This window comes from Mycolicibacterium fallax, from assembly GCF_010726955.1.
Lineage (GTDB): Bacteria > Actinomycetota > Actinomycetes > Mycobacteriales > Mycobacteriaceae > Mycobacterium > Mycobacterium fallax.
On record NZ_AP022603.1, the window covers coordinates 330,794 to 356,114 of the forward strand.

24 protein-coding genes and 1 riboswitch are annotated in these 25,321 nt (G+C 70.0%); of the genes, 15 read left to right on the top strand and 9 right to left on the bottom strand.

The window, feature by feature from the left end:
• Position 1: 1 nt before the first annotated feature.
• Both G6N10_RS01570 and G6N10_RS01575 read right to left on the bottom strand, forming a co-directional pair.
• Positions 2–598, bottom strand: coding sequence for a TetR/AcrR family transcriptional regulator (locus G6N10_RS01570; RefSeq protein WP_085093808.1), 597 nt, complete (start codon positions 596–598; stop codon positions 2–4).
• Positions 595–2,421, bottom strand: a complete 1,827-nt coding sequence (locus G6N10_RS01575) for a flavin-containing monooxygenase (protein ID WP_165757655.1) — start codon at positions 2,419–2,421, stop codon at positions 595–597. The genes G6N10_RS01570 and G6N10_RS01575 overlap by 4 nt, the downstream gene beginning before the upstream one ends.
• Before the next feature lie 215 nt (positions 2,422–2,636).
• On the opposite strand from G6N10_RS01575, the gene G6N10_RS01580 reads away from it, so the two are divergent.
• Complete coding sequence (locus G6N10_RS01580; protein WP_085093810.1) at positions 2,637–3,041, top strand: hypothetical protein; 405 nt, start codon at positions 2,637–2,639, stop codon at positions 3,039–3,041.
• A 5-nt stretch (positions 3,042–3,046) separates the two neighbouring features.
• On the opposite strand, the gene G6N10_RS01585 is transcribed toward G6N10_RS01580, so the two are convergent.
• On the bottom strand, positions 3,047–3,700 hold the full coding sequence (locus tag G6N10_RS01585; RefSeq protein WP_085093812.1) for a GntR family transcriptional regulator: 654 nt from the start codon (positions 3,698–3,700) through the stop codon (positions 3,047–3,049).
• 63 nt (positions 3,701–3,763) lie between these two features.
• Here G6N10_RS01585 and G6N10_RS01590 point away from each other — a divergent pair, with 63 nt between their 5' ends.
• The 4 genes from G6N10_RS01590 (at position 3,764) to G6N10_RS01605 (ending at position 7,700) form a co-directional block, all read left to right on the top strand.
• Complete coding sequence (locus G6N10_RS01590) at positions 3,764–5,131, top strand: LLM class flavin-dependent oxidoreductase (RefSeq protein WP_085093814.1); 1,368 nt, start codon at positions 3,764–3,766, stop codon at positions 5,129–5,131.
• 21 nt (positions 5,132–5,152) lie between these two features.
• Positions 5,153–6,337 carry a CaiB/BaiF CoA transferase family protein gene (locus tag G6N10_RS01595; protein ID WP_179962866.1) on the top strand — a complete coding sequence of 395 codons (1,185 nt, stop codon included), beginning with the start codon at positions 5,153–5,155 and terminating at the stop codon, positions 6,335–6,337.
• Between the two features lie 34 nt (positions 6,338–6,371).
• Positions 6,372–7,286: an HpcH/HpaI aldolase/citrate lyase family protein gene (locus G6N10_RS01600; protein WP_085093818.1), complete on the top strand. Its 915-nt coding sequence runs from the start codon at positions 6,372–6,374 to the stop codon at positions 7,284–7,286.
• Between the two features lie 132 nt (positions 7,287–7,418).
• Entirely contained in the window at positions 7,419–7,700 is a 282-nt protein-coding gene (locus G6N10_RS01605; RefSeq protein ID WP_085093912.1) for a hypothetical protein, read from the top strand.
• A 10-nt stretch (positions 7,701–7,710) separates the two neighbouring features.
• On the opposite strand, the gene G6N10_RS01610 is transcribed toward G6N10_RS01605, so the two are convergent.
• A complete protein-coding gene (locus G6N10_RS01610) occupies positions 7,711–9,120 on the bottom strand; it encodes a short-chain fatty acyl-CoA regulator family protein (protein ID WP_234810452.1) in 1,410 nt (469 codons plus the stop codon).
• 118 nt (positions 9,121–9,238) lie between these two features.
• Here G6N10_RS01610 and prpD point away from each other — a divergent pair, with 118 nt between their 5' ends.
• The 4 genes from prpD to G6N10_RS01630 are packed head-to-tail and all read left to right on the top strand — an operon-like array spanning position 9,239 to position 16,169.
• A complete protein-coding gene (prpD, locus tag G6N10_RS01615) occupies positions 9,239–10,744 on the top strand; it encodes a 2-methylcitrate dehydratase PrpD (protein ID WP_085093822.1) in 1,506 nt (501 codons plus the stop codon).
• Positions 10,741–11,658, top strand: coding sequence for a methylisocitrate lyase (gene prpB, locus G6N10_RS01620; RefSeq protein ID WP_085093824.1), 918 nt, complete (start codon positions 10,741–10,743; stop codon positions 11,656–11,658). Before prpD ends, prpB begins: the two co-directional genes overlap by 4 nt.
• Positions 11,655–12,779 carry a bifunctional 2-methylcitrate synthase/citrate synthase gene (locus G6N10_RS01625; protein WP_085093826.1) on the top strand — a complete coding sequence of 375 codons (1,125 nt, stop codon included), beginning with the start codon at positions 11,655–11,657 and terminating at the stop codon, positions 12,777–12,779. The genes prpB and G6N10_RS01625 overlap by 4 nt, the downstream gene beginning before the upstream one ends.
• Positions 12,780–12,785: 6 nt before the next feature.
• Positions 12,786–16,169 carry a pyruvate carboxylase gene (locus G6N10_RS01630; protein ID WP_085093914.1) on the top strand — a complete coding sequence of 1,128 codons (3,384 nt, stop codon included), beginning with the start codon at positions 12,786–12,788 and terminating at the stop codon, positions 16,167–16,169.
• Here G6N10_RS01630 and G6N10_RS01635 read toward each other — a convergent pair.
• Positions 16,166–16,849, bottom strand: coding sequence for a winged helix-turn-helix transcriptional regulator (locus G6N10_RS01635; RefSeq protein ID WP_085093828.1), 684 nt, complete (start codon positions 16,847–16,849; stop codon positions 16,166–16,168). The genes G6N10_RS01630 and G6N10_RS01635 overlap by 4 nt on opposite strands.
• 80 nt (positions 16,850–16,929) lie before the next feature.
• On the opposite strand from G6N10_RS01635, the gene G6N10_RS01640 reads away from it, so the two are divergent.
• On the top strand, positions 16,930–17,754 hold the full coding sequence (locus tag G6N10_RS01640; protein ID WP_085093830.1) for a class I SAM-dependent methyltransferase: 825 nt from the start codon (positions 16,930–16,932) through the stop codon (positions 17,752–17,754).
• 14 nt (positions 17,755–17,768) lie between these two features.
• Here G6N10_RS01640 and G6N10_RS01645 read toward each other — a convergent pair whose 3' ends face one another.
• The 4 genes from G6N10_RS01645 to G6N10_RS01660 all read right to left on the bottom strand — a co-directional run bounded on the left by G6N10_RS01645 (position 17,769) and on the right by G6N10_RS01660 (position 22,525).
• The gene (locus tag G6N10_RS01645) at positions 17,769–18,659 is read right to left on the bottom strand and encodes a mycobacterial-type methylenetetrahydrofolate reductase (RefSeq protein WP_085093832.1); all 891 of its coding nucleotides are present in this window, start codon (positions 18,657–18,659) and stop codon (positions 17,769–17,771) included.
• A gap of 82 nt (positions 18,660–18,741) precedes the next feature.
• Complete coding sequence (gene metE, locus G6N10_RS01650; protein WP_085093834.1) at positions 18,742–21,006, bottom strand: 5-methyltetrahydropteroyltriglutamate--homocysteine S-methyltransferase; 2,265 nt, start codon at positions 21,004–21,006, stop codon at positions 18,742–18,744.
• Between the two features lie 143 nt (positions 21,007–21,149).
• A riboswitch (cobalamin riboswitch) is annotated at positions 21,150–21,362 on the bottom strand.
• A gap of 36 nt (positions 21,363–21,398) precedes the next feature.
• On the bottom strand, positions 21,399–22,004 hold the full coding sequence (locus G6N10_RS01655) for a ferritin-like domain-containing protein (protein ID WP_308206136.1): 606 nt from the start codon (positions 22,002–22,004) through the stop codon (positions 21,399–21,401).
• Positions 22,001–22,525: a hypothetical protein gene (locus G6N10_RS01660; RefSeq protein ID WP_407663961.1), complete on the bottom strand. Its 525-nt coding sequence runs from the start codon at positions 22,523–22,525 to the stop codon at positions 22,001–22,003. Before G6N10_RS01660 ends, G6N10_RS01655 begins: the two co-directional genes overlap by 4 nt.
• A gap of 178 nt (positions 22,526–22,703) precedes the next feature.
• On the opposite strand from G6N10_RS01660, the gene rimP reads away from it, so the two are divergent.
• The 5 genes from rimP (at position 22,704) to G6N10_RS01685 (ending at position 25,310) form a co-directional block, all read left to right on the top strand.
• Complete coding sequence (gene rimP, locus G6N10_RS01665; RefSeq protein ID WP_085093836.1) at positions 22,704–23,252, top strand: ribosome maturation factor RimP; 549 nt, start codon at positions 22,704–22,706, stop codon at positions 23,250–23,252.
• Positions 23,249–24,247: a transcription termination factor NusA gene (gene nusA / locus G6N10_RS01670; protein ID WP_085093839.1), complete on the top strand. Its 999-nt coding sequence runs from the start codon at positions 23,249–23,251 to the stop codon at positions 24,245–24,247. The genes rimP and nusA overlap by 4 nt, the downstream gene beginning before the upstream one ends.
• 78 nt (positions 24,248–24,325) lie before the next feature.
• On the top strand, positions 24,326–24,604 hold the full coding sequence (locus G6N10_RS01675; protein WP_085093919.1) for a type II toxin-antitoxin system Phd/YefM family antitoxin: 279 nt from the start codon (positions 24,326–24,328) through the stop codon (positions 24,602–24,604).
• Positions 24,601–24,858, top strand: coding sequence for a Txe/YoeB family addiction module toxin (locus tag G6N10_RS01680; RefSeq protein ID WP_085093841.1), 258 nt, complete (start codon positions 24,601–24,603; stop codon positions 24,856–24,858). Before G6N10_RS01675 ends, G6N10_RS01680 begins: the two co-directional genes overlap by 4 nt.
• Positions 24,859–24,953: 95 nt before the next feature.
• Positions 24,954–25,310, top strand: coding sequence for a YlxR family protein (locus G6N10_RS01685; protein ID WP_085093843.1), 357 nt, complete (start codon positions 24,954–24,956; stop codon positions 25,308–25,310).
• Positions 25,311–25,321 lie beyond the last annotated feature (11 nt).

The following is a 25,321-nucleotide window of genomic DNA, read 5'->3' on the forward strand; positions in this document are numbered from 1 at the left end:
CTCAGCGCATGGTGGCGTGCAGGGCGTCGGTCATCGCCTCGATCGCGGCCTCGCGATCCAGCGGCCAGCCGTCGATCAGCCACAGGTGCATGAACGCGTCGACCATGGTGTACATCATCGCGACCGACAGCCGGATCTGCGCCTCGGTCGCGCCGGGCATGGCGCCGACCTCGATCCATTCCCCGACGTCGGCCTCCATGGTGGCCCGGTGCGCCGCGGCGAACTCGGGGTCGGCCGCGCGGGCCTGGTGCAGCGCGGTGTAGAGCTGCGGCGCGGAGGTGTAGAAGTCCACCACCTTCTCGAAGAAGGCCCGGATCGAGGGCCGGCCGGACGGGCCGCCGCGCGGGGCGTCCTGCTGGGACCACACCGCCATCGCGGTGTTGCGCAGTTCGCGCAGCACCGCCGCCTTGCCGTCGAAGTGCAGGTAGAACGTCGCGCGGCCGATGCCGGCGCGGCGGGCGATGTCGTCGACGGTGACCGCGACGTAGCCGCGTTCGGCGAACGCCGCCAGCCCGGCGGTCAGAATGTGGTCGCGGGTCAGCAGCCGGTGCCGGTCGCGCATGGTGAGCTTGGGCGCGGCCGCGGCGGTACCGGTCACCGGATCACCACCCCCTCCAGCTGCCCGGCGGCGCGCCAGTCCGCCAGCATCTGAAAGAAGTCGGTCGGCTTTCCGCCGTAGTTGGTGGCCAGCATGCCGTGCGGATTCTCTTTGTCCCCTTCCGAACTCAGGTAGCTCGGCGTGCATTCGGCATAGAACGCCTTGGGTTTCTCCGAGGCCTCGTGCATGGCGGTCAGCCAGGAATCCTCGGCCTCCCGGGTGGCCTCGATGGTGCTGGCGCCGCGCTCGAGGAAGGCGGTGACCAGGTAGGCGAAGTGCCGGGCGCGTTCCTCGGCGGTGTGGGTGTAGTTGGGCGACACCCCGGACTGGGTGTAGCCGAGGAAGAAGCAGTTCGGGAAGCCGTTGGTCTGCAGCCCGTGGAAGGTCCGCATGCCCTTGGCCCACTTGTCCGAGAGCCGCACCCCGTCGCGGCCGGTGACCTCGAAGCCGAGCTGACGGGTGAACTCGGTGCCGACCTCGAACCCGGTCGCGAACACCAGCGCGTCGAGCTCGTACTCCACCCCGCCGACGACGACGGCGTTCTCGGTGAACCGCTCGACGCCGCGGCCGTCGGTGTCGACCAGAGTGACGTTGGGGCGGTTGAAGGTCAGCAGGTACTGGTCGTGGAAGCCGAGGCGCTTGCAGTTGATGCGGTACCAGGCCTTCAGCGATTCGGCGGTCGCCGGGTCGGTGACGGTGTCGTCGATGCGGGTGCGCAGCCGTTCCATCGCCTCCCAGTCCAGCCGGAACAGCAGGTCGGTGATCTCCTCGGGGGTCATCTCCCTGCCCAGCCGGGCGGTTTCGCGGATCACCGCCGGCTCGGCCAGCTCCAGTGACTTGCGGGTCCAGCCGTCGTCGGTCAGGTCGAGGTCCATCTCCACCCCGGCGGTGACCCGGGTGAAGTTCTCCATCCGCTCGCGCTGCCAGCCCGGCTTCAGGGTGGCCGCCCAGTCCGGATCGGTGGGCCGGTTGTTGCGTTCGCTGATGGTGCTCGGGGTGCGCTGGAATACGTACAGCTTCTCGGCCCACTCGCCGAGGAACGGAATGCATTGCAGCCCGGTGGATCCGGTGCCGATCACGCCGACCTTCTTGTCGGTCAGCCCGGTCAGCCCGCCGGTCTCGTCGCCGCCGGTGTACCCGTAGTCCCAGCGGCTGGTGTGGAAGGTGTGCCCGGCGAACTCGTTGATGCCCGGGATGCCGGGCAGCTTGGGCCGCGACAGCGACCCGGGGGAGATGGTGACCAGGTTGGCGGTGAACTCGTCGCCGCGGTTGGTGGAGACCACCCAGACCGCGGCCGCGTCATCCCAGCGCAGGCCGGTGACGGTGGTCTGCAGCAGCGCGTTGTCGTAGAGGCGGTAGTGCCGGGCGGCGTTCTGCAGGTGGGTGCGAATCTCGGTGCCGTGCGCGTAGCGCTCGGTGGGCAGGTAGTTCAGCTCTTCGAGCAGCGGCAGGTAGATGTAGGACTCGATGTCGCACTGGGCGCCGGGGTAGCGGTTCCAGTACCAGGTGCCACCGAAGTCGCCGGCGGTGTCGAGGACCCGGATGTCGGTGACGCCGGCCTCGCGCAGCCGGGCGGCGGCGATGATGGTGCCCAGCCCGGCGCCGATGAAGGCGACCTGGACGTGATCGCGCACCGGTTCGCGTTCCAGCGGCTCGCAGTACGGGTCGTCGGCGTAGTGCGAGAAATCGGCGGTGACCTCGACGTACTGCTCGACGGCGTCGGTGCGCAGCCGCTTGTCGCGTTCGAGGTCGTACTTGGCGCGCACCCAGGCGGCGTCGTACTCGGCCGGTTTGGGCCCCAGGGCGGCAGCCGGTTCGGGCATCTCGTCGCTCCTCGCGTTGGAATTTCACTGCGCTGCAATTTCGCTGGACAGTGTGTCCAGTCAGCAGACTGGATGTCATCGTGCCACACCGGGTGGTCATTTCCCAGGGCTGGGCGACCGCCGGAGTCCCTCCGCCGAGGCAGGTGCGCTGCTAGCGTGGTGGTAGGGCGCTTGGGGGGCCCGCCTGGCGGCGGAGTGATCGGCAAGGGGTGACGATGAGGATCTTCGGTATCGCGGCGGCCGTAATCGCGCTCGGCTGGGCGCTGGCCGCACCGGCGTCGGCAGACCCCAGCGTCGTCGGCAGTTACGACGTGGTGAACTCGCCGGAGGTGTGGACGGTGACCAGCTGCGGTGCGGACTGCGTCGACGTCGCCTCCAACACCGGACCCAATCGGCATCTGCATCTGAACGACGGCCGGTGGCTGTCGACGCCGTACGTCGGTTCGGTGCACTGCCCGGTGGACAACAGCGAGGCCACCGCCGAGATGGTGACGACCGTCGACGCGAATTTCACCGGCTACACCGACAAGATGCTGAAGGTGATCGGCACCTGCCGGGACGGCTATTCGTTCATCGGTCAGACCATCGACGTTTCCGGTGAATTGATCAAGCGGCCCTGACCGACCTACTCGGCGGTGCGGCGCTCCAGCCAGGCGACCAGCGAGCGGCCCGCCTCCAGCACGTGCTGTTCGGCGATCCGGCGGGCCCGTTCGGGGTCGCGCGCGGCGATAGCGTCGAGCAGTTGGCGGTGCTCGTCGAGGGAATGTTGCTCGTGCTCGGGGAACAGCGTCAGGAAGTTGAACGGCACCACCCGGACCGCCTGGCGGACCTGGGCCACCAGTCGGGGCGAATGCGCGGACCGGTGGATCTCCTGATGGAACCGCCAGTTCGCTTCGCCGATGCCGTCGCCGCCGGAGCGGGCCTCCACCTCGGTGGCCAGCCGGCGCAGCTCGGTGAGTTCCTCGTCGGCGATGCGCTCGGCGGCCCAGGCGGCGGCCTGGCCGGTCAGCACGCCCAGGATGGTGAAGCTGTCCAGCACGTCCTTGGTGCTGATGCCGATGACGGTGATGCCCGAGCGCGGGGCGATGTGCACCAGGCCCTCGAAGGACAGCTCCAGCAGGGCCTCGCGCACCGGGGTGCGGCTGGTGGCGAACTCGGCGGTGATGGCGTCCAGGTCGATCCGGCTGCCCGCGGGCAGCGCCCCGGTGAGGATGCGGTCGCGCAGTTCGCGTGCCGCGCGCTCCCGGACGGTCCCGGATACGTCGACCGAGCTGGACATGCCAGGAACGGTAGCACGAAACAAGGGCTTGATATCTGATATATCAGATGTTAGATTTCCGCCATGACTAGCGCGAAGCAGCGACAGATGTCCCTGGTGGCCTTCATGCAGGCGGGCAGCACCTCGGTGTACTCCGGCTCCTGGCGTCATCCCGCCAACGAGCCCGGCTACCTCGACGCCTCCTTCTACGCCAAGATCGGCCGCCAGCTCGAAGAGGGCTGCTTCGACCTGATGTTCTTCGACGACCGGCTGGCGATGCCCGGCATCTACGGCGGCTCGGTCGACGAGGCCGTGCGCTACGGCGCCCGCCCGGTCAAGCTCGACCTCGGCGTGGTGCTCGGGGTGCTGGCCCAGGCCACCTCCAAGATCGGCCTCGGCGGCACCTACTCGACCACCTACTACGCGCCGTATCACGTCGCCCGCACCTTCGGCAGCCTCGATCACCTCTCCGGTGGCCGCGCGGCGTGGAACGTGGTGACCTCCATCAACGACAGCGAGGCGCAGAACTACGGCGTCCAGCAGATCCTCGGACACGACGAGCGCTACGACCGCGCCGACGAATTCCTCGAGGTCGTCACCGGACTCTGGGAGACCTGGGAGGACGGCGCGATCATCGCCGACCGGGCCGCCGGCATCTTCGCCGACCCGGCCAAGGTGCACGAGTTGCACCACAACGGCCAGTACTTCTCCTCCCGCGGGCCACTGACCGTGCCGCGCACCCCGCAGGGCCGCCCGGTGCTGCTGCAGGCCGGATCCTCGGGCCGCGGACGCGAATTCGCTTCCCGCTGGGCCGATCTCATCTTCACCGGTGACCCCGGCATCGAGATCGCCCGCAGCCACTACCGCGATCAGAAGGACCGCATCGCCGAGGCCGGCCGCGATCCCGAGCAGGTCAAGATCTGCCCGATGGCCTACGCGGTGGTCGGCGAGAGCGAGGCGCAGGCCCGCGACCGCGAGGCCATGCTGCTCAACGACCTGGTGCACCCGGAGGCGTCGCTGGCACTGCTCTCGGAGCTGATGAACTACGACTTCGCCCAGCACAGCCTGACCGACCCGGTCACCGACGAGCTGATCGCCTCGGTCAACGGGATCCGCGGGCTGGTGCAGAACCTGCGCCAGCACATCGGCGACAACGTCACCGTCGGCGACCTCGCCGCGCACCGCGCCACCCTGCTGCAGGGCCCGCGATTCGTCGGCACCGGCGCCCAGGTCGCCGATCAGATGACCGAATGGTTCGAGACCGGGGCCTGCGACGGCTTCGTGCTGGCCGCCTCACACTTCCCCGGGGCCTTCGAGGACGTGGTCCGGATGGTGGTGCCCGAACTGCAGCGCCGCGGGCTGTTCCGCGACCGCTACCAGGGCTCGACGCTCCGCGAGCACCTCGGCCTGGACCGGTACGAGTCGGCGCCGGCCGCTGCGGCAGCGATCTGAATGGGCAGCCAAACCGGGGCCCTGCTGGAGGGCGTGCGGGTACTGGATCTGGCCACCCTGGCCGCGGCCCCGCTGGTGGCCACCTACCTCGGTGAGTTCGGTGCCGACGTCATCAAGATCGAGCAACCCGGCTCCGGCGATGCCATCCGGTCCTGGGGCAACCAGCGCAACGGCGTCGGGCTGATGTGGAAGTCGGTGGGACGCAACAAGCGTGGCGTCACGGCGAACCTGCGCGACGCGCGCGGCCAGGACCTGGTGCGCGGGCTGGTGCGGCACGCGGACGTCGTCATCGTCAACACCCGGCCGCAGACGCTGCGCAAGTGGGGCCTGGACTACGACAGCCTGCGCGCGGTCAACGAGAAGATGATCATGCTGCACATCACCGGGTTCGGGCTGTCCGGCCCGAAATCCGAGCGGCCCGGCTTCGGCACGCTCGGCGAGGCGATGAGCGGTTTTGCCAACATCACCGGCGAGGCCGACGGCCCGCCGACCCTGCCGCCGTTCATGCTGGCCGACGGGGTGGCGTCGCTGAATGCGGCGTACGCGGTGATGATGGCGCTGTACCACCGGGACGTGCACGGCGGTCCCGGCCAGCTGATCGACGTCAACCTGATCGACCCGCTGTCCCGGCTGATCGAGCAGACCCTGCTCGGCTACGACCAGCTCGGCCTGGTGCCGACCCGAGCCGGAAACCGTTGGGACATCTCGGCTCCGCGCAACACCTACCGCACCTCCGACGGGAAGTGGCTGGCCATGTCCGGCAGCTCACCGGCGCTGGCACTGCGGGTGTTCACGGCGATCGGCCGCGACGACATGGTCACCGACGGCGACTTCTCCGACCCGCAGCGCCGGCTGGCCCGAGCCAGGGAGGTCGACGAGGTGGTCGCCGAATGGGTTGGCACCAAGACCCTTTCGGAGGCGATGGCGGTGTTCGACGAGTACGAGGTCGCCGCCGCGCCGGTCTACGACATCACCCAGTTGATCGCCGACGAACAGCTGCGGCACCGCGAGGTGTTCGTCAGCGTCGACGACGACGAGCTCGGCGCGATGACCGTGCAGGCTCCGGTGCCGCGGTTCTCCGAGGCACAGGGCCGGGTCGAGCACCTCGGGCCCACCCTGGGGGAGCACAACGCCGAGGTGTACGGGGATTTACTCGGTTTGACCGCAACCGAACTCGATGAATTGCGCGCCGACGGCGTGCTCTGAAACCAACCGCAAAAGAAAGAGACGGAACCATTCGATGACCGGGCTACTGCGCCGCTCCGAACTCGCCCTGCCGGCCTGCAACGACCACATGTTCGCCAAGGGCGCCAGCTGCGGCGCCGATCTGGTGTTCCTGGATCTGGAGGACGCCACCCCGGTGTCGCTGAAGGTGGAGTCGCGGGCCAAGGCGATCCGGGCGCTGAACGAGCTGGACTGGGGCCACACCGCCCGCGCCATCCGGATCAACGGACTGGACACCCCGTGGTGCCACGACGATCTCATCGAGGTGGTCACCGGGGCCCGGGAGAACCTGGACACCGTCGTCATCCCCAAGGCGCTGACCGGCCGCGACGTCTGGTGGGTCGACGTGATGCTGACCCAGCTGGAGGAAAAGCTCGGCCTGACCAAGAAGATTCGGCTCGAGGTGCTGATCGAGGAGGTCGAGGGACTGGCCAACGCCGAGGAGATCGTGCGGGCCAGCCCGCGGCTGGACGCGGTGATCTTCGGGGTCGGCGACTTCTCGCTGTCCCAGGGCGCCCGGGTGGACACCAACTTCGATCCGCTGGACCCCTATCCCGGTGACTTCTGGGCGTACGCACGCAACAAGGTGATGGTCGCCGCCCGGATCGCCGGCATCGATGCCATCGACTCGCCGTATCCGGACTACCAGAACCTCGCCGGCTACGAGGCCGAGGCGCGGCGCTCGTCGCTGTACGGCTACACCGGCAAGTGGGCCATCCATCCGTCGCAGATCCCGATCGCCAACGCGGTGTTCGCCCCGACCGAGCAGGAAATCGCCCTCGCGCAGCGCAACATGGCCGCCTACCGCGAGGCCGAGGCCGCCGGCCGCGGCGCCGTCGGTGTCGAGGGTGTGCTGGTCGACGCCGCGCACGTGAAGAAGGCCAAAGAGGTGCTGGACCGGGCGGAGCTGATCAACAGCGCGGCGCGCTGAGCGCCGGCCGGGCGCCGTCGGCGGCCGGGGGAACCGCCGATCGGCGATCAGCGCCGCGCGGCCCGGTATATGTTTGACCCCGACCGGCCGGCCGACCCGGCCCGCCGGAAGTGCACGACCGAGAGGTGGGCGATGAACCGCTGGACAACGATGCTGGCCACCGCGTTGACGGCGACGGCGCTGCTCACCGGGTGCTCGGGGACCGTGCTGAACAAGGGCGGCGACACCACCTGCCAGGACTTCGCCGCCGCCGACGAGAAGACCCAGAACGAGACCCTCAACAAGATGCTCAAGGACGAGGGCAAGAACGCGCCGTCGAACATCGAGCTCTCGGCGACCCGGGCCGCGGTGGTGGGTTACTGCAAGACGCTGGGCAGCCCGGACACCCCGATCAGCAAGGCGCCGCACCTGTAAACGGTCCCGGTCACCCGGCCGGGGGATAGGGCAGCCCGGTGGACAGGTCGGGGTTGACCTCCACCGGCCGGCCCAGATACGGGAACGCGCGCTGCGGGCAGGCCTGCCGATCGCAGATCTTGCAGCCCGCGCCGATCGGCACCCGCGCCTCGGCGTCGGCCAGGTCGACCCCCGCCGCGTACACCAGCCGCTCGGCGTGGGCCAGATCGCAGCCCAATCCGATCGCGAAGCTCTTCTGCGGCCCGAGATAGCGGCTCGGCTCGGTGGTGGTGCTGCGGGCGATCCAGAAGTAGCTGCGCTCGTCGGGCATCTGGGCCACCTGGGTGAGAAACTCACCGGGCCGCGCGAAGGCCCGGTGCACCACCCACAGCGGGCAGTTGCCACCGACCCGGGAGAAATGGAATGCGGTGGCGGACTGGCGTTTTGAGATGTTTCCTGCGGCATCGGTGCGGACAAAGATGAACGGCACGCCGCGCGCGTCGGGCCGCTGCAGCGTCGAGAGCCGGTGACACACCGTCTCGAAACCGACCTGAAAGCGACGCGCCAGCGCGTCGATGTCGTAGCGCAGTGTCTCGGCAGCGTCGAGGAACTGCCGGTAGGGCAGCAGCAGCGCCCCGGCGAAATAGTTGGCCAACCCGATCCGGGCCACCTCGCGGGCATCGGTGCTGAGCTGGTCGTCGGCGGCCAGCACGGCCGAGATCAGCCCCCGGTACTCCAGCAGCGCGATCTGGGTGGCCAGCTGGAACGCCCGCTGACCGGGCTGCAGCCAGCGGGCCAGCCGCAGTGTCCGGCCCGGCGCGTCGAAGACCCGTTTGACGTTCGCGTGCAGGGTGTCGTCCAGAATCACCCGGATGCCGTGGCCGGCGGCCAGGTGCTCCACCAGCCGGGTGTCCAGCCCGCCGACCCGCATCCGGTTGTCGGTGAACAGCGCCTCGGCGGCCAGGTCCAGCTCGCCGATGTAATTCTTGCGGTCGTAGAAGAAGTCCCGGACCTCCTCGAACGGCATCGGCTGGGTGCCGTCGGGCAGTGGCCCGGTGCCGTGGGTGGCGTGGCCGTGCAGCGTCTCCAACTCGGTACGCGCATCGTGCAGGCGGCGGTGCAGGCTCACCAGGGTCTTACCGACCTCCGGCATCCGCGCGACGAGTTCCTCGATCTGGCCCGGCCGAACCGCGGGGTCGTCGAGGATCGCCCGCAGGTCGGCGATCAACCGGGCGTCGGTGTCCGGCGCGAAGTACTGCGGCGGCAGGTCGAAGCGCTGGGTCAGCGCCAGCAGCACCGGCACGGTGATCGGCCGCTGATCGTTCTCCAGCTGGTTGACGTAGCTGGTGGACAGTCCCAGCGCGCGGGCCAGCGCGACCTGGGTCAGGCCCTGCTCCTCGCGCAGCCGCCGCAACCGGGCACCCGCGAACGTCTTCGCCACGGCGCAAACATACTCCGCGAAGCTTACGCAAAGTTCGCAAACCGGTCCGGGAAAGGACGCAAAAGTACGCATTTACCGGTACTTTCGCCCGGTAATCCGCGTGCGTACGGTGCGAAATATGCAGATTCACGACGTTCGTACCCACCGCAGCGCCGAGGACTTCCCGCGTAGCGAGCACCTCGCCGCCAAGATCGCGGCGGTCGCCGCCGACCCGGTCGCGGTGCCCGCCGACACCCGGGAGATGGTGCTCAACCGCATCATCGACAACGCCGCGGTGTCCGCGGCCGCGGTGCTGCGCCGCCCGGTCACGGTGGCCCGGGTGCAGGCCCAGGCCCACCCGGCCGCCACGGGTGCTGCCGTCTTCGGCATCGGCGGCAGTTACTCGCCGGAGTGGGCGGCCTGGGCCAACGGCGTGGCGGTCCGTGAGCTCGACTTCCACGACACCTTCCTGGCCGCCGAATACTCCCACCCCGGCGACAACATCCCGCCGCTGGTCGCGGTCGCCCAGAAGCTCGGCGCCACCGGGGCCGATCTGATCCGCGGTCTGGCCACCGCCTACGAGATCCAGGTCAACCTGGTCAAGGGCATCTGCCTGCACAAGCACAAGATCGACCACGTCGCGCACCTGGGCGCCTCGGCGGCCGCGGGCATCGGCACCATGCTCGGGCTCGACGAAGACACCATCTACGCCGCCATCGGCCAGGCACTGCACCTGACCACGGCCACCCGGCAGTCCCGCAAGGGCCTGATCTCCAGCTGGAAGGCCTATGCGCCGGCCTACGCCGGAAAGGTCGCGATCGAGGCCGTCGACCGGGCCATGCGCGGCGAGGGATCGCCCGCCCCGATCTGGGAGGGCGAGGACGGTGTCATCGCGTGGCTGCTGGAGGGCCCCGAGCACACCTACCGGGTGCCGTTGCCGGGCCCCGGTGAGGCCAAGCGCGCCATCCTGGACAGCTACACCAAGGAGCACTCCGCCGAATACCAGAGTCAGGCGCCGATCGACCTGGCCCGCCGGATGCGGGACAAGATCGCCAACCTCGGCGACATCGAGTCGATTGTGCTGCATACCAGCAACCACACCCACGTCGTGATCGGCACCGGCTCGGGCGACCCGCAGAAGTTCGATCCCGACGCCTCCCGGGAGACCCTCGATCACTCGGTGATGTACATCTTCGCCGTCGCGCTGCAGGACGGCAGCTGGCACCACGAGCGCTCCTACGCGCCTGAGCGCGCGCACCGGCCCGACACCATCGAGCTGTGGCGCAAGATCTCCACCGTCGAGGACCCGGAATGGACCCGGCGCTACCACAGCCTGGACCCGGCCGAGCAGGCCTTCGGAGCTCGCGCCGAGATCCGGCTGACCAACGGCGAGGTCATCACCGACGAGCTGGCCGTCGCCGACGCACACCCGCTCGGTGCCCGGCCGTTCGCCCGTGCGCAATACATCAACAAGTTCCTGGAACTGTCCGAGGAGGTCATCGAGCCCGCCGAGCAGCAGCGCTTCCTGGCCGCCGTGGACACCCTGGCCGATGCGCCGGCCGGCGGGGCCGACGCGCTGAACATCCTCGCCATCCCGGAGATGCTGGCCAAGGCGCCGACCATTGCGGCCGGGATCTTCGGATGAGCGGGCTGCTGGGAGCCTCCGCGTCGCCGGCGGACAAGCGTCGCCGGTTCCGGCGGGTGCTGGAATCCGGCCAACTGCAACGCTTTCCGGGGGCCTTCTCGCCGTTGGTGGCCAAGCTGGTCGCCGAGCTCGGGTTCGACGGGGTGTACGTCTCGGGTGCGGTGCTCTCCGCCGATCTCGGCCTGCCCGACATCGGACTGACCACCCTGACCGAGGTCACCGCCCGCGGGGCGCAGATCGCTGCGGCCACTGACCTGCCGACCTTCATCGACGCCGACACCGGTTTCGGTGAGCCGATGAGCGCCGCGCGCACCATCACCGTGCTCGAAGACGCCGGATTGGCGGGTGCTCACCTGGAAGACCAGGTCAACCCGAAGCGCTGCGGGCACCTCGACGGCAAGGCCGTGGTACCGGTCGAGGACATGCTCAAGCGCATCCGCGCCGCAGTCGCCGCGCGCCGGGATCCGAACTTCATCATCTGCGCCCGCACCGACGCCGCCGGCATCGAGGGCATCCCGGCCGCCATCGACCGGGCCAAGGCCTACGCCGACGCCGGAGCGGATCTGATCTTCACCGAGGCGCTGCACACCCCGGCCGACTTCGAACAGTTCCGCGCCGCGGTGGACACCCCGCTGCTGGCGAACATGACCGAGTTCGGCAAGTCCGAGCTCCTGACCGCCGAGCAGCTGTCGAATCTCGGCTACAACATCGTCATCTACCCGGTCACCACGCTGCGGTTGGCGATGTTCGCCGTCGAACAGGGTCTGCGGGAAATCGCCTCGGCCGGAACACAAGCCGGCCTGCTGGATCAGATGCAGCACCGCGGCCGGCTGTACGAGCTGCTGCGCTACGCCGAATACAACCAGTTCGACACCGACATCTTCAACTTCTCAGCTCAGGGAGCGAAGCGATGACCGTCACCGAAGATCCCCGCAAGATCCACAAGGGCCTGGCCGGCGTGGTGGTGGACACCACGGCCATCTCCAAGGTGGTGCCGGAGACCAACACCCTGACCTATCGCGGGTACCCGGTGGGGGACCTGGCCGCGCAGTGCAGCTTCGAGCAGGTCGCCTACCTGCTGTGGCACGGCGAGCTGCCCACCGACGACCAGCTGGCGCTGTTCACCGAGCGTGAGCGGGCCGCGCGCCGGATGGGCCGGTCACTGAGCACCCTGCTGACCAAGCTGCCCGAGACCTGCCACCCGATGGATGTGGTGCGCACCGCCATCAGCTATCTCGGTGCCGAGGACCCCACCGAGGACGACAGCACCCGGCAGGCCAACCTGGAGAAGTCGCTGCGGATGTTCGCGGTGCTGCCGACCTTCGTCGCCGCCGACATGCGCCGTCGGCGCGGTCTGGACCCGATCGCCCCGCACTCCCATTTGGGCTACGCGGAGAACTTCCTGAACATGTGCTTCGGCGCGGTGCCCGAACCGGCGATCGTGCGGGCGTTCGAGGTCTCGATGGTGCTCTACGCCGAGCACAGCTTCAACGCCTCGACGTTCGCGGCCCGGGTGGTGACCTCCACCCGGTCGGACATCTACAGCGCGGTGACCGCGGCGATCGGCGCGCTCAAAGGCACCCTGCACGGCGGTGCGAACGAGGCCGTCATGCACGACATGATCGAGATCGGCGAGCCGCAGCGCGCGGCGGAATGGTTGCACGGCAAGCTGTCCGGCAAGGAAAAGGTGATGGGCTTCGGCCACCGGGTCTACCGCAACGGGGACTCCCGGGTGCCCGCGATGCGGCAGGCGCTGGCGGCGGTGGCGGCGCTGCGTGACGGCCAGAACTGGGTCGATATCTACAGCGTGCTGGAAAGCGCGATGTACGCTGCGACCAGGATCCGGCCCAACCTGGACTTCCCGACCGGGCCTGCCTATTACCTGATGGGATTCGACATCGGCAGTTTCACCCCGATTTTCGTGATGAGCCGCATCACCGGGTGGACTGCGCACATCATGGAACAGACCGCGTCCAACGCGCTGATCCGGCCGCTCAGCGAGTACGCCGGACCGCCGCAACGTCCACTGGGATAGGTGCCGATGATTTCCAAGGTCCTTGTTGCCAACCGCGGTGAGATCGCCATCCGCGCCTTCCGCGCCGCGTTCGAACTCGGCTTGTCGACGGTTGCGGTGTATCCGTTCGAGGATCGCAACTCGGTGCACCGGCTCAAGGCTGACGAGTCCTATCAGATCGGCGAGCAGGGCCATCCGGTCCGGGCCTACCTGAGCGTCCCGGAGATCGTGTCGACGGCGCTGGCCGCCGGGGCCGACGCGGTCTACCCGGGCTACGGGTTCCTTTCGGAGAACCCGGAATTGGCCGCGGCCTGCGTGGCGGCCGGCATCACCTTCGTCGGGCCGTCGGCCGAGGTGCTGGAGCTGACCGGCAACAAGGCCCGCGCCATCGCGGCGGCTCGGGCCGCCGGCCTGCCGGTGCTGCGCTCCTCGAACCCCTCGGCCGATGTCGCCGAACTGACCGCGGCCGCGAAGGAGGTGGGCTTCCCGGTGTTCGTCAAGGCGGTCGCCGGCGGCGGCGGGCGCGGCATGCGCCGGGTCGCCGAACCGGGTGAGCTGGCCGAGGCGATCGAGGCCGCCAGCCGGGAGGCCGAATCGGCCTTCGGAGATCCGACGGTGTTTCTGGAACAGGCGGTGATCAATCCCCGCCACATCGAGGTGCAGATCCTCGCCGACGGCCACGGCAACGTGATCCACCTGTTCGAGCGGGACTGCTCGGTGCAGCGCAGGCACCAGAAGGTCATCGAACTGGCGCCCGCGCCGAGCCTGGATCCCGAACTGCGGGAACGGATCTGCGCCGACGCGGTGGCATTCGCCAGGCACATCGGCTATTCCTGCGCGGGCACCGTGGAGTTCCTGCTCGACGAGCGCGGCAACTACGTGTTCATCGAGATGAACCCGCGCATCCAGGTCGAGCACACCGTCACCGAGGAGATCACCGACGTCGATCTGGTGTCCGCCCAGCTGCGCATCGCCGCGGGGGAGTCGCTGTCGGATCTGGGCCTGAGCCAGGACGCCGTGACCATCCGGGGCGCGGCGCTGCAGTGCCGGATCACCACCGAGGACCCGGGCAACGGGTTCCGCCCGGACACCGGGCGGATCACCGGCTACCGCAGTCCGGGCGGCGCCGGCATCCGGCTCGACGGCGGCGCGAACCTCGGCGCGGAGGTCGGCGCGCACTTCGACTCCATGCTGGTCAAGCTGACCTGCCGGGGCCGGGACTTCGGCACCGCGGTGCGCCGCGCGCGCCGCGCGCTGGCCGAGTTCCGGATCCGCGGGGTGTCGACGAACATCGGCTTCCTGCAGGCGGTTCTCGACGATCCGGACTTCCTGGCCGGGCGGGTGACGACGTCGTTCATCGACCAGCGCCCCGCCCTGCTGACCGCCCGGACCAGTGCCGACCGCGGGACGAAGATCCTGCACTTTCTGGCCGACGTGACGGTGAATCAGCCGCACGGGCCGCGGCGCACCTCGGTCTATCCCCGCGACAAGCTGCCGGCGGTGGACCTCGACCTCGCGCCGCCGCCGGGATCCAAGCAGCGGCTCGAGGAGCTGGGGCCCGCCGGATTCGCGCTGTGGCTGCGGGATTCGCCCGGGGTGAAGGTCACCGACACCACCTTCCGCGACGCGCATCAGTCGCTGCTGGCGACCCGGCTGCGCAGCAGCGGGCTGCTGCGGGTGGCGCCGTATGTGGCCCGGCTGATGCCGGAGTTGTTGTCGGTGGAGTGCTGGGGCGGCGCGACCTACGATGTGGCACTGCGGTTTCTCAAGCAGGACCCGTGGGAGCGGCTGGCCGGCCTGCGCGAGGCGATGCCCAACATCTGCCTGCAGATGCTGCTGCGCGGCCGAAACACCGTCGGCTACACGCCGTATCCGGTGGCCGTCACCGACGCGTTCGTCGACGAGGCCGCACGCACCGGGGTGGACATCTTCCGGATCTTCGACGCGCTGAACAATGTCGACTCGATGCGCCCGGCCATCGACGCGGTGCGGGCCACCGGCAGCACGGTCGCCGAGGTGGCGCTGTGCTACACCGGGGACCTCAACGACCCCAACGAAACCCTGTACACCCTGGACTATTACCTGCGCCTGGCCGAACAGATCGTCGCCGCCGGCGCGCATGTGCTGGCCATCAAGGACATGGCCGGGCTGCTGCGCGCGCCGGCCGCGCACACCCTGGTCGGGGCGTTGCGCCGGGAGTTCGACCTGCCGGTGCATGTGCACACCCACGACACCCCCGGTGGCCAGTTGGCCAGCTATCTGGCGGCCTGGCAGGCCGGTGCGTCCGCGGTGGACGGGGCGACGGCCCCGCTGTCGGGCACCACCAGCCAACCGGCGCTGAGCTCGATCGTCGCCGCGGCCGCGCACACCGACCATGACACCGGCCTGTCGCTGGACGCGGTGTGCTCGCTGGAGCCCTACTGGGAAGGGGTCCGCAAGGTGTATGCGCCGTTCGAGGCGGGGCTGCCCGCGCCGACCGGGCGGGTGTACACCCACGAGATCCCCGGCGGGCAGCTGTCGAACTTGCGGGTGCAGGCCGTCGCGCTGGGGCTCGGCGACCGGTTCGAGGACATCGAGAACGCCTACGCCGGTGCCGACCGGATCCTCGGGCACCTGGTCAAGGTCACCCCGTCGAGCAAGGTGGTCGGCGACCTGGCGCTGGCCCTGGTCGGGGTGGGTGCCACGGCCGAGGAGTTCGCCGCCGACCCGGGCCGCTACGACATCCCGGAGTCGGTGATCGGGTTCTTCCGCGGCGAGCTCGGCGACCCGCCGGGCGGCTGGCCGGAGCCGCTGCGCAGCAAGGTGCTCGCCGGTCGCGGTGCCGCGCGGGCGGAGGCCCCGCTGACCGATGAGGACCGAGAGGTGTTGTCGCGGCCCGGAATCGAGCGGCAGGCTCGACTGAACGCGCTGCTGTTCCCGGGGCCCACGGCCGAGTTCGAGGCGCACCGTGCCGAGTACGGGGACACCAGCCAGCTGTCGGCCAACCAGTTCTTCTACGGGCTGCGCCAGGGCGAGGAACACCGGGTTCGGATCGACAAGGGCGTGGAGTTGCTGATCGGGCTGGAGGCCATCTCCGAACCCGACGAGAAGGGCATGCGCACGGTGATGTGCCTGCTCAACGGGCAGCTGCGGCCCATCACCGTGCGGGACCGCTCGATCGCCGCGGACGCACCCGCCGCGGAGAAGGCGGACCGGGCCAACCCCGATCACGTCGCGGCGCCGTTCTCCGGTGCGGTGACCCTGATGGTCGCCGAGGCGGACACCGTCGAGGCGGGCCAAACCATCGCCACCATCGAGGCGATGAAGATGGAGGCCAATATCACCGCACCGAGGGCGGGCACGGTGGCGCGCACCGCGATCAGCGGCACCACTCAGGTCGACGGCGGGGATCTGCTGGTGGTGATCGGCTAGCCCGGTGCCGGCGCTTGGGCCCACCGGCCGCCGGGCAGCAGGAACAGTCGCGGCAGCAGCCGGTGCATTTCGCCGCTGCCGTCGACGGTCAGGGCTCCCGCCCGGGCGGCCTGCGCCCAGTCGAGGTCGCCGCGCCAGATCTTAATCAGTGTCCGCAGCGCGGTGCGCACGCCGATCGTCGCCTCGAAGCCGGGGTCGCGGTCGCACACGTCGACCTCGCCGTCGTTGCACACCAGCCACCAATAGCGTTGCCGCGGTGGGACATCGGAGAACGCGAAGGACACCACCAGCCGGCCGCCGGGCAGCTCGGGCCGGTTGACATGGCGGTGCAGGTCCCACATCAACAGCTTCGGGTCCAGATCCGGATCGCCGAGTTCACCGATCCAGCGCACCGCCCAGCCGCCCAGCGCGACGACAATCGGCTCCAGCTCTGAGCCGGCCGGGGTCAACAGGTACCGGGTACCGCCGTGGTCCTCGGTCCTGGTCACCAGCCCCGCAGCGGACAGTTCCCGCAGCCGCTTGGACAGCAGCGCCGGGGACATTCGGGGCAGGCCGCGACGCAACTCGGTGAAACGCTGGCTGCCCGCCAGCATTTCCCGGATCACCAGCATCGTCCAGCGCTCGTCCAGCAACTCCATCGCCTTGGCCACCGGACAGAACTGGTAGTAGGGCGTACCCACCAGATCAGGGTAGAACTGTTCCCGCGGCCGGTACAGATCGTGAACTGGCCGGCTCCCGGCGGCGCTCGTAGCGTGAAACGATGACCGACACCCGCACGATCGCCGCCGATCGTGACCTGAAATCCCGACACCGCGCGATGTGGGCGTTGGGCGACTATCCGCGGATCGTCGAGGAGATCGTCGCCCCGCTCGGACCCGCGCTGGTGACCGCCTGCGGCATCGGCCCCGGGCACCGGGTGCTCGACGTGGCCGCCGGCACCGGCGGCACCGCCATCCCCGCCGCGGCGACCGGGGCCCGGGTGACCGCCAGCGACCTGACCCCCGAGCTGCTGGCGGCCGGGCGGGACCGGGCTCCCGGTGGACTGAGCCTGCACTGGGAGGTCGCCGACGCGGAGGATCTGCCATACCCCGACAACAGCTTTGACGTGGTGACCTCCAGCATCGGGGTGATGTTCGCCCCGCATCACCAGCGGGCCGCCGACGAACTCGTCCGGGTCTGCCGGCCCGGCGGCACCATCGGGCTGATCGCTTGGACCCCGGCCGGCTTCATCGGGCAGATGTTCGCGGTGCTGCGCCCGTTCGTGCCCCCGCCGCCGGCCGGCGCGGACCCGCCGCCGCGCTGGGGCGACGAGCAGCACGTCCGCCGGCTGCTGGGGGACCGCGTGACCGATCCCCGCGCCCGCACCGATGATTTGGTGGTCGACCGGTTCGGCAGCCCCGAGGAGTTCCGCGATTACTTCGCCGCGAACTACGGCCCGACCATCGTGGCCTATCGCGCCAATGCGGACCGTCCGGACCGGATTGCCGAGCTCGATCGGGCGTTGGCCGAGCTGGCCCGGGGCTCCGCCGGCCCGGATCACACCCTGCGGTGGGAGTACCTGACCTTCACCGCCCGCAAGGTCTGACGGCCGGTGCCGGTCTAGCGGCCCGGCGACCAGTAGCCGAGCATCTCGGCGAAGGTGTCGAAGGCCGGTGCGGACACCCCGTAGGGCGCCTCGAAATGCACGCTCAGCGGGAAGCCGAGGTCGGCGACGCCGTCGATGACCCGCCGATACAGGTCCACCAGTTCTCGTCGCTTCTCGGCGGGCTCCTGGGCGGCCAGCCGGCGAACGAATTCCTGCTCGCGGGCGACGGCCTCGTTGCCGGGGTCCTGGATCAGCCAGTTGATCAGCTCGACGTTGGCTTCCATCTTGGGCACGAAGCCGAACGACAGCAGCAGCTCCGGTCGGTGGTCGCTGCGCTTGGCGAAGTCGCGCAGGAAGCCGACGATCGCATCCGAGTAGAGCAACTGGGTCATGCCAAACGTCGCGCCTTGGGCGCACTTGAATTCGAATCGGCCCTGCTCGCCGTCGCGGGTCGGGATGAGAATGGCCCCGCGGTTGTCGACCTGGTCGGCGAACATCGACAGCGCGTCGGTCGGCGCCACCCCGTCGCCCTCGCCGTCGCTCATCGTCCGCGGAACTCCGACGAAGATGATGCCCTCGAAGCCCGCGGCGTTGAGCCGATCGAGCCGCTCGCGCAGCGCCGTCTGGTCGGTGAACGACGTCACCTGGGTGCAGATTCCGCTGACCCCGGGCAGTTCCGGGCTGAGGATCGACCAGAAGTCGAGCACGTCGAGCTTGGGCTTCATCGGCAGCGGCCGGTCGTTGTCCTCCGGGATCATGCCCGGGATCATGATGTGGCCGATGCGTCCGGCGATGCCGGACTGCGCGCTGTGGCGCAGCAACTTCTCGGCGTCCGCACGAGCGCGCTCGGCGCCATGTTCGACGTTCGGCGCCACCAATTCCAGCGCGACGGTGTTCAGCGGCACGGTTCCTCCAGTTATCACTATGGCTGTTCGACGGGGGCCGGTGGCGCGCCCCGGGCAACCCGGGGCGCGCCGCCGGTGATGGTCAGTTGCGCACCGTCCGGGCGGCGGTGACCATGTTGCGCAACGACGCCACCACCTCGTCGGTCTTGCGGGTCTTCAGGCCGCAGTCCGGGTTCACCCAGAGCCGTTGGGCGGGAACGGCTTCCAGGGCTTCGCGCAGCGAGCCCGTCATCTCCTGGGCCGAGGGCACCCGCGGCGAGTGGATGTCGTAGACACCCGGGCCGACGCTGCCGGCGAACCCGATCGCGTTGAGATCGTCGAGCACCTCCATGTGCGAGCGGGCCGCCTCGATGGAGGTGACGTCGGCGTCCAGCTCGGCGATCGCCCCGATCACCTCGCCGAACTCCGAATAGCACAGGTGGGTGTGGATCTGGGTGCCGTCGGCGACCCCGGAGGTCGACAGCACGAACGCGCCGACCGCCCAGTCCAGGTAGGCCGGCTTGTCGGCGTCGCGCAGCGGCAGCAGCTCACGGAGCGCGGGCTCGTCGACCTGGATGATCGCGATTCCGGCGGCCTCCAGGTCCACCGTCTCCTCGCGGATCGCCAGCGCCACCTGATACGCGGTGTCGGCCAGTGGCTGATCGTCGCGGACGAAGGACCAGGCCAGGATGGTGACCGGCCCGGTCAGCATGCCCTTGACCGGCTTGTCGGTCAGCGACTGGGCGTAACGCGCCCACGGCACCGTCATCGGGTCGGGGCGCGTCACATCACCAAACAGCACCGGCGGGCGGACGCAGCGGCTGCCGTAGGACTGCACCCAGCCGTTCGAGGTGGCGAAGAAGCCGTCGAGCCGCTCGGCGAAGTACTGCACCATGTCGTTGCGCTCGGGTTCGCCGTGCACCAGCACGTCCAGGCCCAGGTCCTCCTGCAGCGCGATGACGGCGGCGATCTCGTCCTGCATCCGCTTTGTGTACTCGGCCTGGTCGATCTGCCCGGCGACCAGCGAGGCGCGCGCCCTGCGGATGTCCACGGTCTGCGGGAACGAACCGATCGTGGTGGTCGGCAGCGCAGGCAGCTGCAGCCGCTCGTCCTGCGCGGCGCGGCGGGCCGCCGCCGATCCGCGCCGGGAGCCGGCCGCGGTGAGCTCGGCGATCTGGGTCCGCAGGGCGGCGTTGTGCAGCCGCGGATCCGACGCGCGGGAGGCGACCGCGGCATCGGAGGCGGCGATCTGCTGCGCGACGGCCGCCGGCCCGTCGCGCAGCGCGCGGGCCAGGGTGGCCACCTCGGCCACCTTCTCCGCGCCGAACGCCAACCAGCTGCGCAGGGTGTCGTCGAGGCCGGTTTCGGGCTCCAGCGAGTAGGGCACGTGCAGCGTCGAGCACGACGTTGACACGGCCACGGTTTGCGCGGAATCCCGCAGCGCCGCCAGCTTGGCCAGCGCGGCCCGCAGGTCGGTGCGCCAGATGTTGCGGCCGTCGACCACACCGGCGACCAGCGTCTTGGACGCCAGTTGCGGCACCGATGCGATGGCGGTGTTGGGGCCGTAGACGAAATCCACGCCGATCGCCTCGACCGGGGTGCGCGCCAGCGCCGACAGCCCGGCCCCCGGGTCACCGAAGTAGCTGGCCACGAAGATCGCCGGGCGTCGGTTCAGCCCGCCGAGCCGGCTGTACACCCGCTCGGCCAGCGCCGGGGCGTCGGCGGAGATGTCGGTCACCAGCACCGGCTCATCGATCTGCACCCACTGCGCGCCCGCGTCGGCCAGCGTGCCCAGCAGCTCGGCATAGACCTCGGTCAGCTCATCAAGCCGGGAGATCGGCGCGTCGGCGCCGTCGACGGCCTTGCTCAGCAGCAGGAAGGTCAACGGCCCGATGAGCACCGGCCGGGCCGGCACGCCGAGCTCGCGGGCCTCGGCCAGTTCGGCGAGGATCTTGCCCGGGTTCAGGGTGAACCTCGTCGCGGGCCCGATCTCGGGCACGATGTAGTGGTAGTTGGTGTCGAACCACTTGGTCATCTCCAGCGGCGCGATGTCCGCGGTGCCGCGGGCCGCGGCGAAGTAGCGGTCCAGCTCGTCGGCGACACCGGCCACCCGGGCGGGCAGCGCGCCGAGCAGCGCGGCGGTGTCGAGCATCTGGTCGTAGTAGGAGAAGGTGTTCACCGGCACCGAGTCCAGCCCGGCGGCGACCAGCGAGGTCAGGGTGTCGCGGCGCAGTCCGGCGGCGACGGCTGCCAGGCCGGTGCGATCCAGGGTGCCGGCCCAGTACTTCTCGGTGGCGCGCTTGAGTTCGCGGTTCGGGCCGATCCGCGGGGCCCCCAGCACGGTGGCGTGAAACGGTGTTGCAGTCATGGGATGGACGTCCTTTTGCTACGGGTTACTCGTCGCCATGTGAGGACGTCGGCGACGACGGCGCGACGCGTCCGATACCTCCGAACCCGGCCCACCGTCCGTTGCCGTCCGCCCATTTCCCGAGGCGACGCGCGCCGGACGTGGCACGTCCGGCACAGCCGGCAGGTCTTCGGACTCGCAGGCGCGCACCGCGGGGTGCCCCTAATGGCCGTCGCTTCCCAGTCCGCGGACCAGTGCTGATGACGGCGGTCGTTCCTGCATACCGCTGCGGGACAGTCCCGGATTCTCACCGGGTTCCCTCTCACGCCGGGCCACAACCGCGCCCGTCGCTCGATGCCGCCCGAACATGCGTGAACCGGCGGCAGACCAGCTGCACCAGCCAGGTTACCTGGTCATTCGTTCCCGCCGGGGAAGGCCACCGTCACCGGCGTGCGGTCCAGCCGGGCGCGCCAGCGCGCGGCCAGCACCGCGCTGTCGGTCAGCGCGGGCACCGCCAGCCGGCGGGTCTGCTCGGCGGTCGCCTGTTCGAGCACCGCGCGCCAGGCGGCCGCGCTGTCCTGCTCCATGCGCACCGCCAGCTCGGCCGCGTCGGTGGGGGTGTCGACCGCCATCGGCAGCTGGTAGCCGACGGCGGGCAGCGGGGCGGGGCTGTCCTGGCCGGCGGCCAGGGCCAGCGCCTCCTCGCGGCGGGTGCGGTGGGTCAGCAGCGCCTCGGCAACCAGCGCGTTCACCTCCGGGGAGGAATGCGCCGAGACGATGCCGTAGCCGAAGATGACGGCGTTCTCGTTGGCGATCGCGTCGAACAGCGCGGCCTGGGCCGGATCGTCGGGACGGCTGGGGTCCGGGGTGTGCGATGCCGCCGGGGTGGTGGTCGCCGGGGTGCTGCTGGACGGTGCCGCGGTGGTCGGCGTCGGGCTGGGCGGGACCGGGCTGGCCGAGGTGCTGGTGGGCGGGGTGCCGGGCGCCGGCAGGTCGGGGGTCGGTTCGACAGAGGTCACGGCTTGGGCTCCTCCGGCAGGCCGACGAGATAGGACGCCGTGCAGGCCGCGGCGATCGATCCGAGCAGCCCGGCGCGGTAGCCGGACTGGTCGACGGCCAGGTCGGCGGCGGCCTCGGCGGAGCTGCGCAGCGCGGCGACCACGTCGCGGCGGGTGGGCGGGCTCGGCTCGGCGGCCGTGGTGGTCGTGGTGGTGGTCGTCGAGGGCAGCGCGGTCCCGGCGACTCGGCCGATCTCGTCGGCCAGCGCGCGGGCGTGCGCCTCGCGCTCGGTGGCGATCTGGGTCAGGGCGGCGGCCAGGGCCGGCAGCGCGGCGGCCGCCGCGGTGGCCATTGCCGCGTCGGCGCGGGCCTGCGCCAGCGGCGCCAGCAGCGTGTCGGGGGCGGCGGGCTTATCGGTTCCGCAGGCCGCGGCGGTCACCCCGACCAGCGCGAGGCCGAGCAGCCCGCGGCCGGTACCGAGCAGCACCGAACGCCGGGACACGGGCCGGGAGGTCGGCAGGGCGTCGGGCACGAGCAACATCCTGCCATTGCCGCCGCGCGGACCCGGGCAGGGCACGGCGCGGTGTTTGCCGAGGAAAAGTACTCGGAGTCGTTTCCGGTCGATCCGGTCGCGGCGCTGGCGTATCGTGGGGTGCTGGTTCGGCGGCGCCGCCGTCGGACAGGCTCTGGTGAGGACAATTCAAGATGAGGAGCTCGCCGTGACGCAGCAGTCCGTGCAGCTGCCATCGCCGCCGCAGGTTGTCGAGCTACTCACCGAGGAGTTCGCCGCGGTCGGCTACGAAATCGACGAGGTGCTCGTCGCCGCCGCCGCCAAACCACCGCGGATCACCGTCATCGCCGACGGTGACCGCCCGCTGGACCTCGATGCCGTCGCCGAGTTGTCCCGACGGGCCTCGGCGCGCCTCGACGACGCGCTGCCGGAGGCGACCGCGCCGTATGTGCTGGAGGTCAGCTCGCCGGGCGTGGACCGCCCGCTGACCCAACCCAAGCATTTCCGCCGGGCCCAGGGCCGGCGCGCCGAGCTCACCCTGTCCGACGGCCAGCTGGTCACCGGGCGGATCGGCCGGCTCGACGGCGACACCCTCGAGGTTGTCGTGCGGGCCGCCAAGGCCCTGCAGGTGCGCCCGGTTGCGCTCGGCGAGATCGACAAAGCTGTTGTCCAAGTTGAGTTTTCACCCCCCAATCCGCGTGAGCTGGAACTTGCCGGCGTGCGCGGGGAGCAGGACGAAACGGAGGCTGCCGAATGAACATCGACATGGCCGCACTGCATGCCATCGAGATCGAGCGGGACATCCCGGAGGGTGAACTGCTGGAGACCATCAAGACCGCGTTGCTGACCGCCTACCGGCACACCGAAGGCCATCAGGCCGACGCCAGCATCGACATCGACCGCAAGACCGGCGCGGTGCGGGTGATGGCCCGCGAGCACGACGACGAGGGCCGGGTGATCAGCGAGTGGGACGACACCCCGGACGGCTTCGGCCGCGTCGCGGCCACCACGGCCCGGCAGGTGATGCTGCAGCGACTGCGCGATGCCGAGAACGAGAAGATCTACGGTGACTTCGCCGGCCGGGAGGGCGACATCGTCGCCGGCGTGGTGCAGCGTGACGCCCGGGCCAACGCCCGCGGCGAGGTGATCCTGCGAATGGGCAGCGAAACCAAGTACTCCGAGGGCGTCATCCCGGCCTCCGAGCAGGTGCCGGGGGAGAACTACGCGCACGGCGAGCGGCTGCGCTGCTACGTCATCGGCGTCACCCGCGGGCCGCGGGAACCGCAGATCCGGCTGTCTCGGACCCACCCGAACCTGGTGCGCAAGCTGTTCTCGCTGGAGGTCCCCGAGATCGCCGACGAGTCCGTCGACATCGTCGCGGTGGCCCGTGAGGCCGGCCACCGGTCCAAGATCGCGGTGGCCTCCAAGGTGTCCGGGCTCAACGCCAAGGGCGCCTGCATCGGCCCGATGGGGCAGCGGGTGCGCAACGTGATGAGCGAGCTGTCCGGGGAGAAGATCGACATCATCGACTGGGATCCGGACCCCTCGCGGTTCGTCGCCAACGCGCTGTCGCCGGCGAAGGTGGTCTCGGTGACGGTGATCGACCCCAACGCCAAGGCCGCCCGGGTCGTCGTGCCGGACTTCCAGCTGTCGCTGGCGATCGGCAAGGAGGGCCAGAACGCCCGGCTGGCCGCCCGGTTGACCGGCTGGCGGATCGACATCCGCAGCGACGCCGAGCCCGCCCCGGAGTAGAGACCGGCCCTTCGCGTCATCGGCCGCTGTTTTTGGTACCATTGTCGTACAGGTTTGTCGTACGACGGTTGGTGTTTCGTGAGCATCAGTGCCAGTGAGGCGCGCCAGCGACTGTTCCCGCTGTTGGAGCAGGTCAACACCGACCATGAGCCGGTACGGATCACGTCCAAGGCCGGCGACGCCGTCTTGATGTCCGCCGACGATTTCGATTCGTGGCAGGAGACGGTGTACCTGCTGCGGTCTCCGGAGAACGCCCGCCGCCTGATGGAGGCGGTGGCCAGGGACCGGGCCCGCCCGTCGGATTCGCGCGCGGTGACGATCGAGGAGCTGAGGAGCATGGCCGGCGGGCAGGAGTGAGCAGCCTCCACTTCGACCGCGATGCCTGGGAGGACTTCCTGTTCTGGCTGGCATCCGATCGCAAGATGGCCCGCCGGATCGCCCGGCTGATCGCCGAGATCCAGCGCGACCCGTTCGCCGGGATCGGTAAGCCGGAACCGCTCAGGGGCGAGTTGTCGGGCTACTGGTCGCGGCGCATCGACGATGAGCACCGCCTGGTCTACCGGGCCGACGACGCCGAGGTGAAGATTCTCAAGGCCCGCTACCACTACTGAGTGCAGCGACGTGCCCGATCAGCGAGGTCGCGGCGGTGTCCGCAACGCCCCCTGCCGGTGGTAAACCGTGCGGTGGCGAGCAGGTAGGATGAGGCGTGATCCAGCACGAGTATCCCGTCGCTGGCACGCGCCGCCACCGCAGCCCCGAGGGGCCGGTGCGCACGTGTGTCGGATGCCGGAAGCGCGGGCTGGCCGTCGACCTGATCCGGGTGGCGGCCGCGGACGACGGGAATGGCGGACACGCCGTCCTCGTTGACACGGCCGGTAACCTGTCCGGGCGGGGTGCCTGGCTGCACCCCGATCCGGACTGCCTGCAGGCAGCGATCCGCCGGCGGGCGTTCGCGAGAGCGTTGCGCATCACCGGTTCACCGGATACATCGGCGATCACCGAGCATGCGCTCGGCGACACCGAAGAACAGAAACAGGTAGCGAAGAACATGAGCACACCGTGAAGTCCCGATGA

What these genes read in the sequence shown, in the direction of transcription:
- G6N10_RS01575 (WP_165757655.1), bottom strand. Translation starts at nt 2,421, where the DNA reads ATGCCCGAACCGGCTGCCGCCCTGGGGCCCAAACCGGCCGAGTACGAC.
- G6N10_RS01580 (WP_085093810.1), top strand. Translation starts at nt 2,637, where the DNA reads ATGAGGATCTTCGGTATCGCGGCGGCCGTAATCGCGCTCGGCTGGGCG.
- G6N10_RS01585 (WP_085093812.1), bottom strand. Translation starts at nt 3,700, where the DNA reads ATGTCCAGCTCGGTCGACGTATCCGGGACCGTCCGGGAGCGCGCGGCA.
- G6N10_RS01590 (WP_085093814.1), top strand. Translation starts at nt 3,764, where the DNA reads ATGACTAGCGCGAAGCAGCGACAGATGTCCCTGGTGGCCTTCATGCAG.
- G6N10_RS01600 (WP_085093818.1), top strand. Translation starts at nt 6,372, where the DNA reads ATGACCGGGCTACTGCGCCGCTCCGAACTCGCCCTGCCGGCCTGCAAC.
- G6N10_RS01605 (WP_085093912.1), top strand. Translation starts at nt 7,419, where the DNA reads ATGAACCGCTGGACAACGATGCTGGCCACCGCGTTGACGGCGACGGCG.
- prpD (WP_085093822.1), top strand. Translation starts at nt 9,239, where the DNA reads ATGCAGATTCACGACGTTCGTACCCACCGCAGCGCCGAGGACTTCCCG.
- prpB (WP_085093824.1), top strand. Translation starts at nt 10,741, where the DNA reads ATGAGCGGGCTGCTGGGAGCCTCCGCGTCGCCGGCGGACAAGCGTCGC.
- G6N10_RS01625 (WP_085093826.1), top strand. Translation starts at nt 11,655, where the DNA reads ATGACCGTCACCGAAGATCCCCGCAAGATCCACAAGGGCCTGGCCGGC.
- G6N10_RS01630 (WP_085093914.1), top strand. Translation starts at nt 12,786, where the DNA reads ATGATTTCCAAGGTCCTTGTTGCCAACCGCGGTGAGATCGCCATCCGC.
- G6N10_RS01640 (WP_085093830.1), top strand. Translation starts at nt 16,930, where the DNA reads ATGACCGACACCCGCACGATCGCCGCCGATCGTGACCTGAAATCCCGA.
- metE (WP_085093834.1), bottom strand. Translation starts at nt 21,006, where the DNA reads ATGACTGCAACACCGTTTCACGCCACCGTGCTGGGGGCCCCGCGGATC.
- G6N10_RS01660 (WP_407663961.1), bottom strand. Translation starts at nt 22,525, where the DNA reads ATGTTGCTCGTGCCCGACGCCCTGCCGACCTCCCGGCCCGTGTCCCGG.
- nusA (WP_085093839.1), top strand. Translation starts at nt 23,249, where the DNA reads ATGAACATCGACATGGCCGCACTGCATGCCATCGAGATCGAGCGGGAC.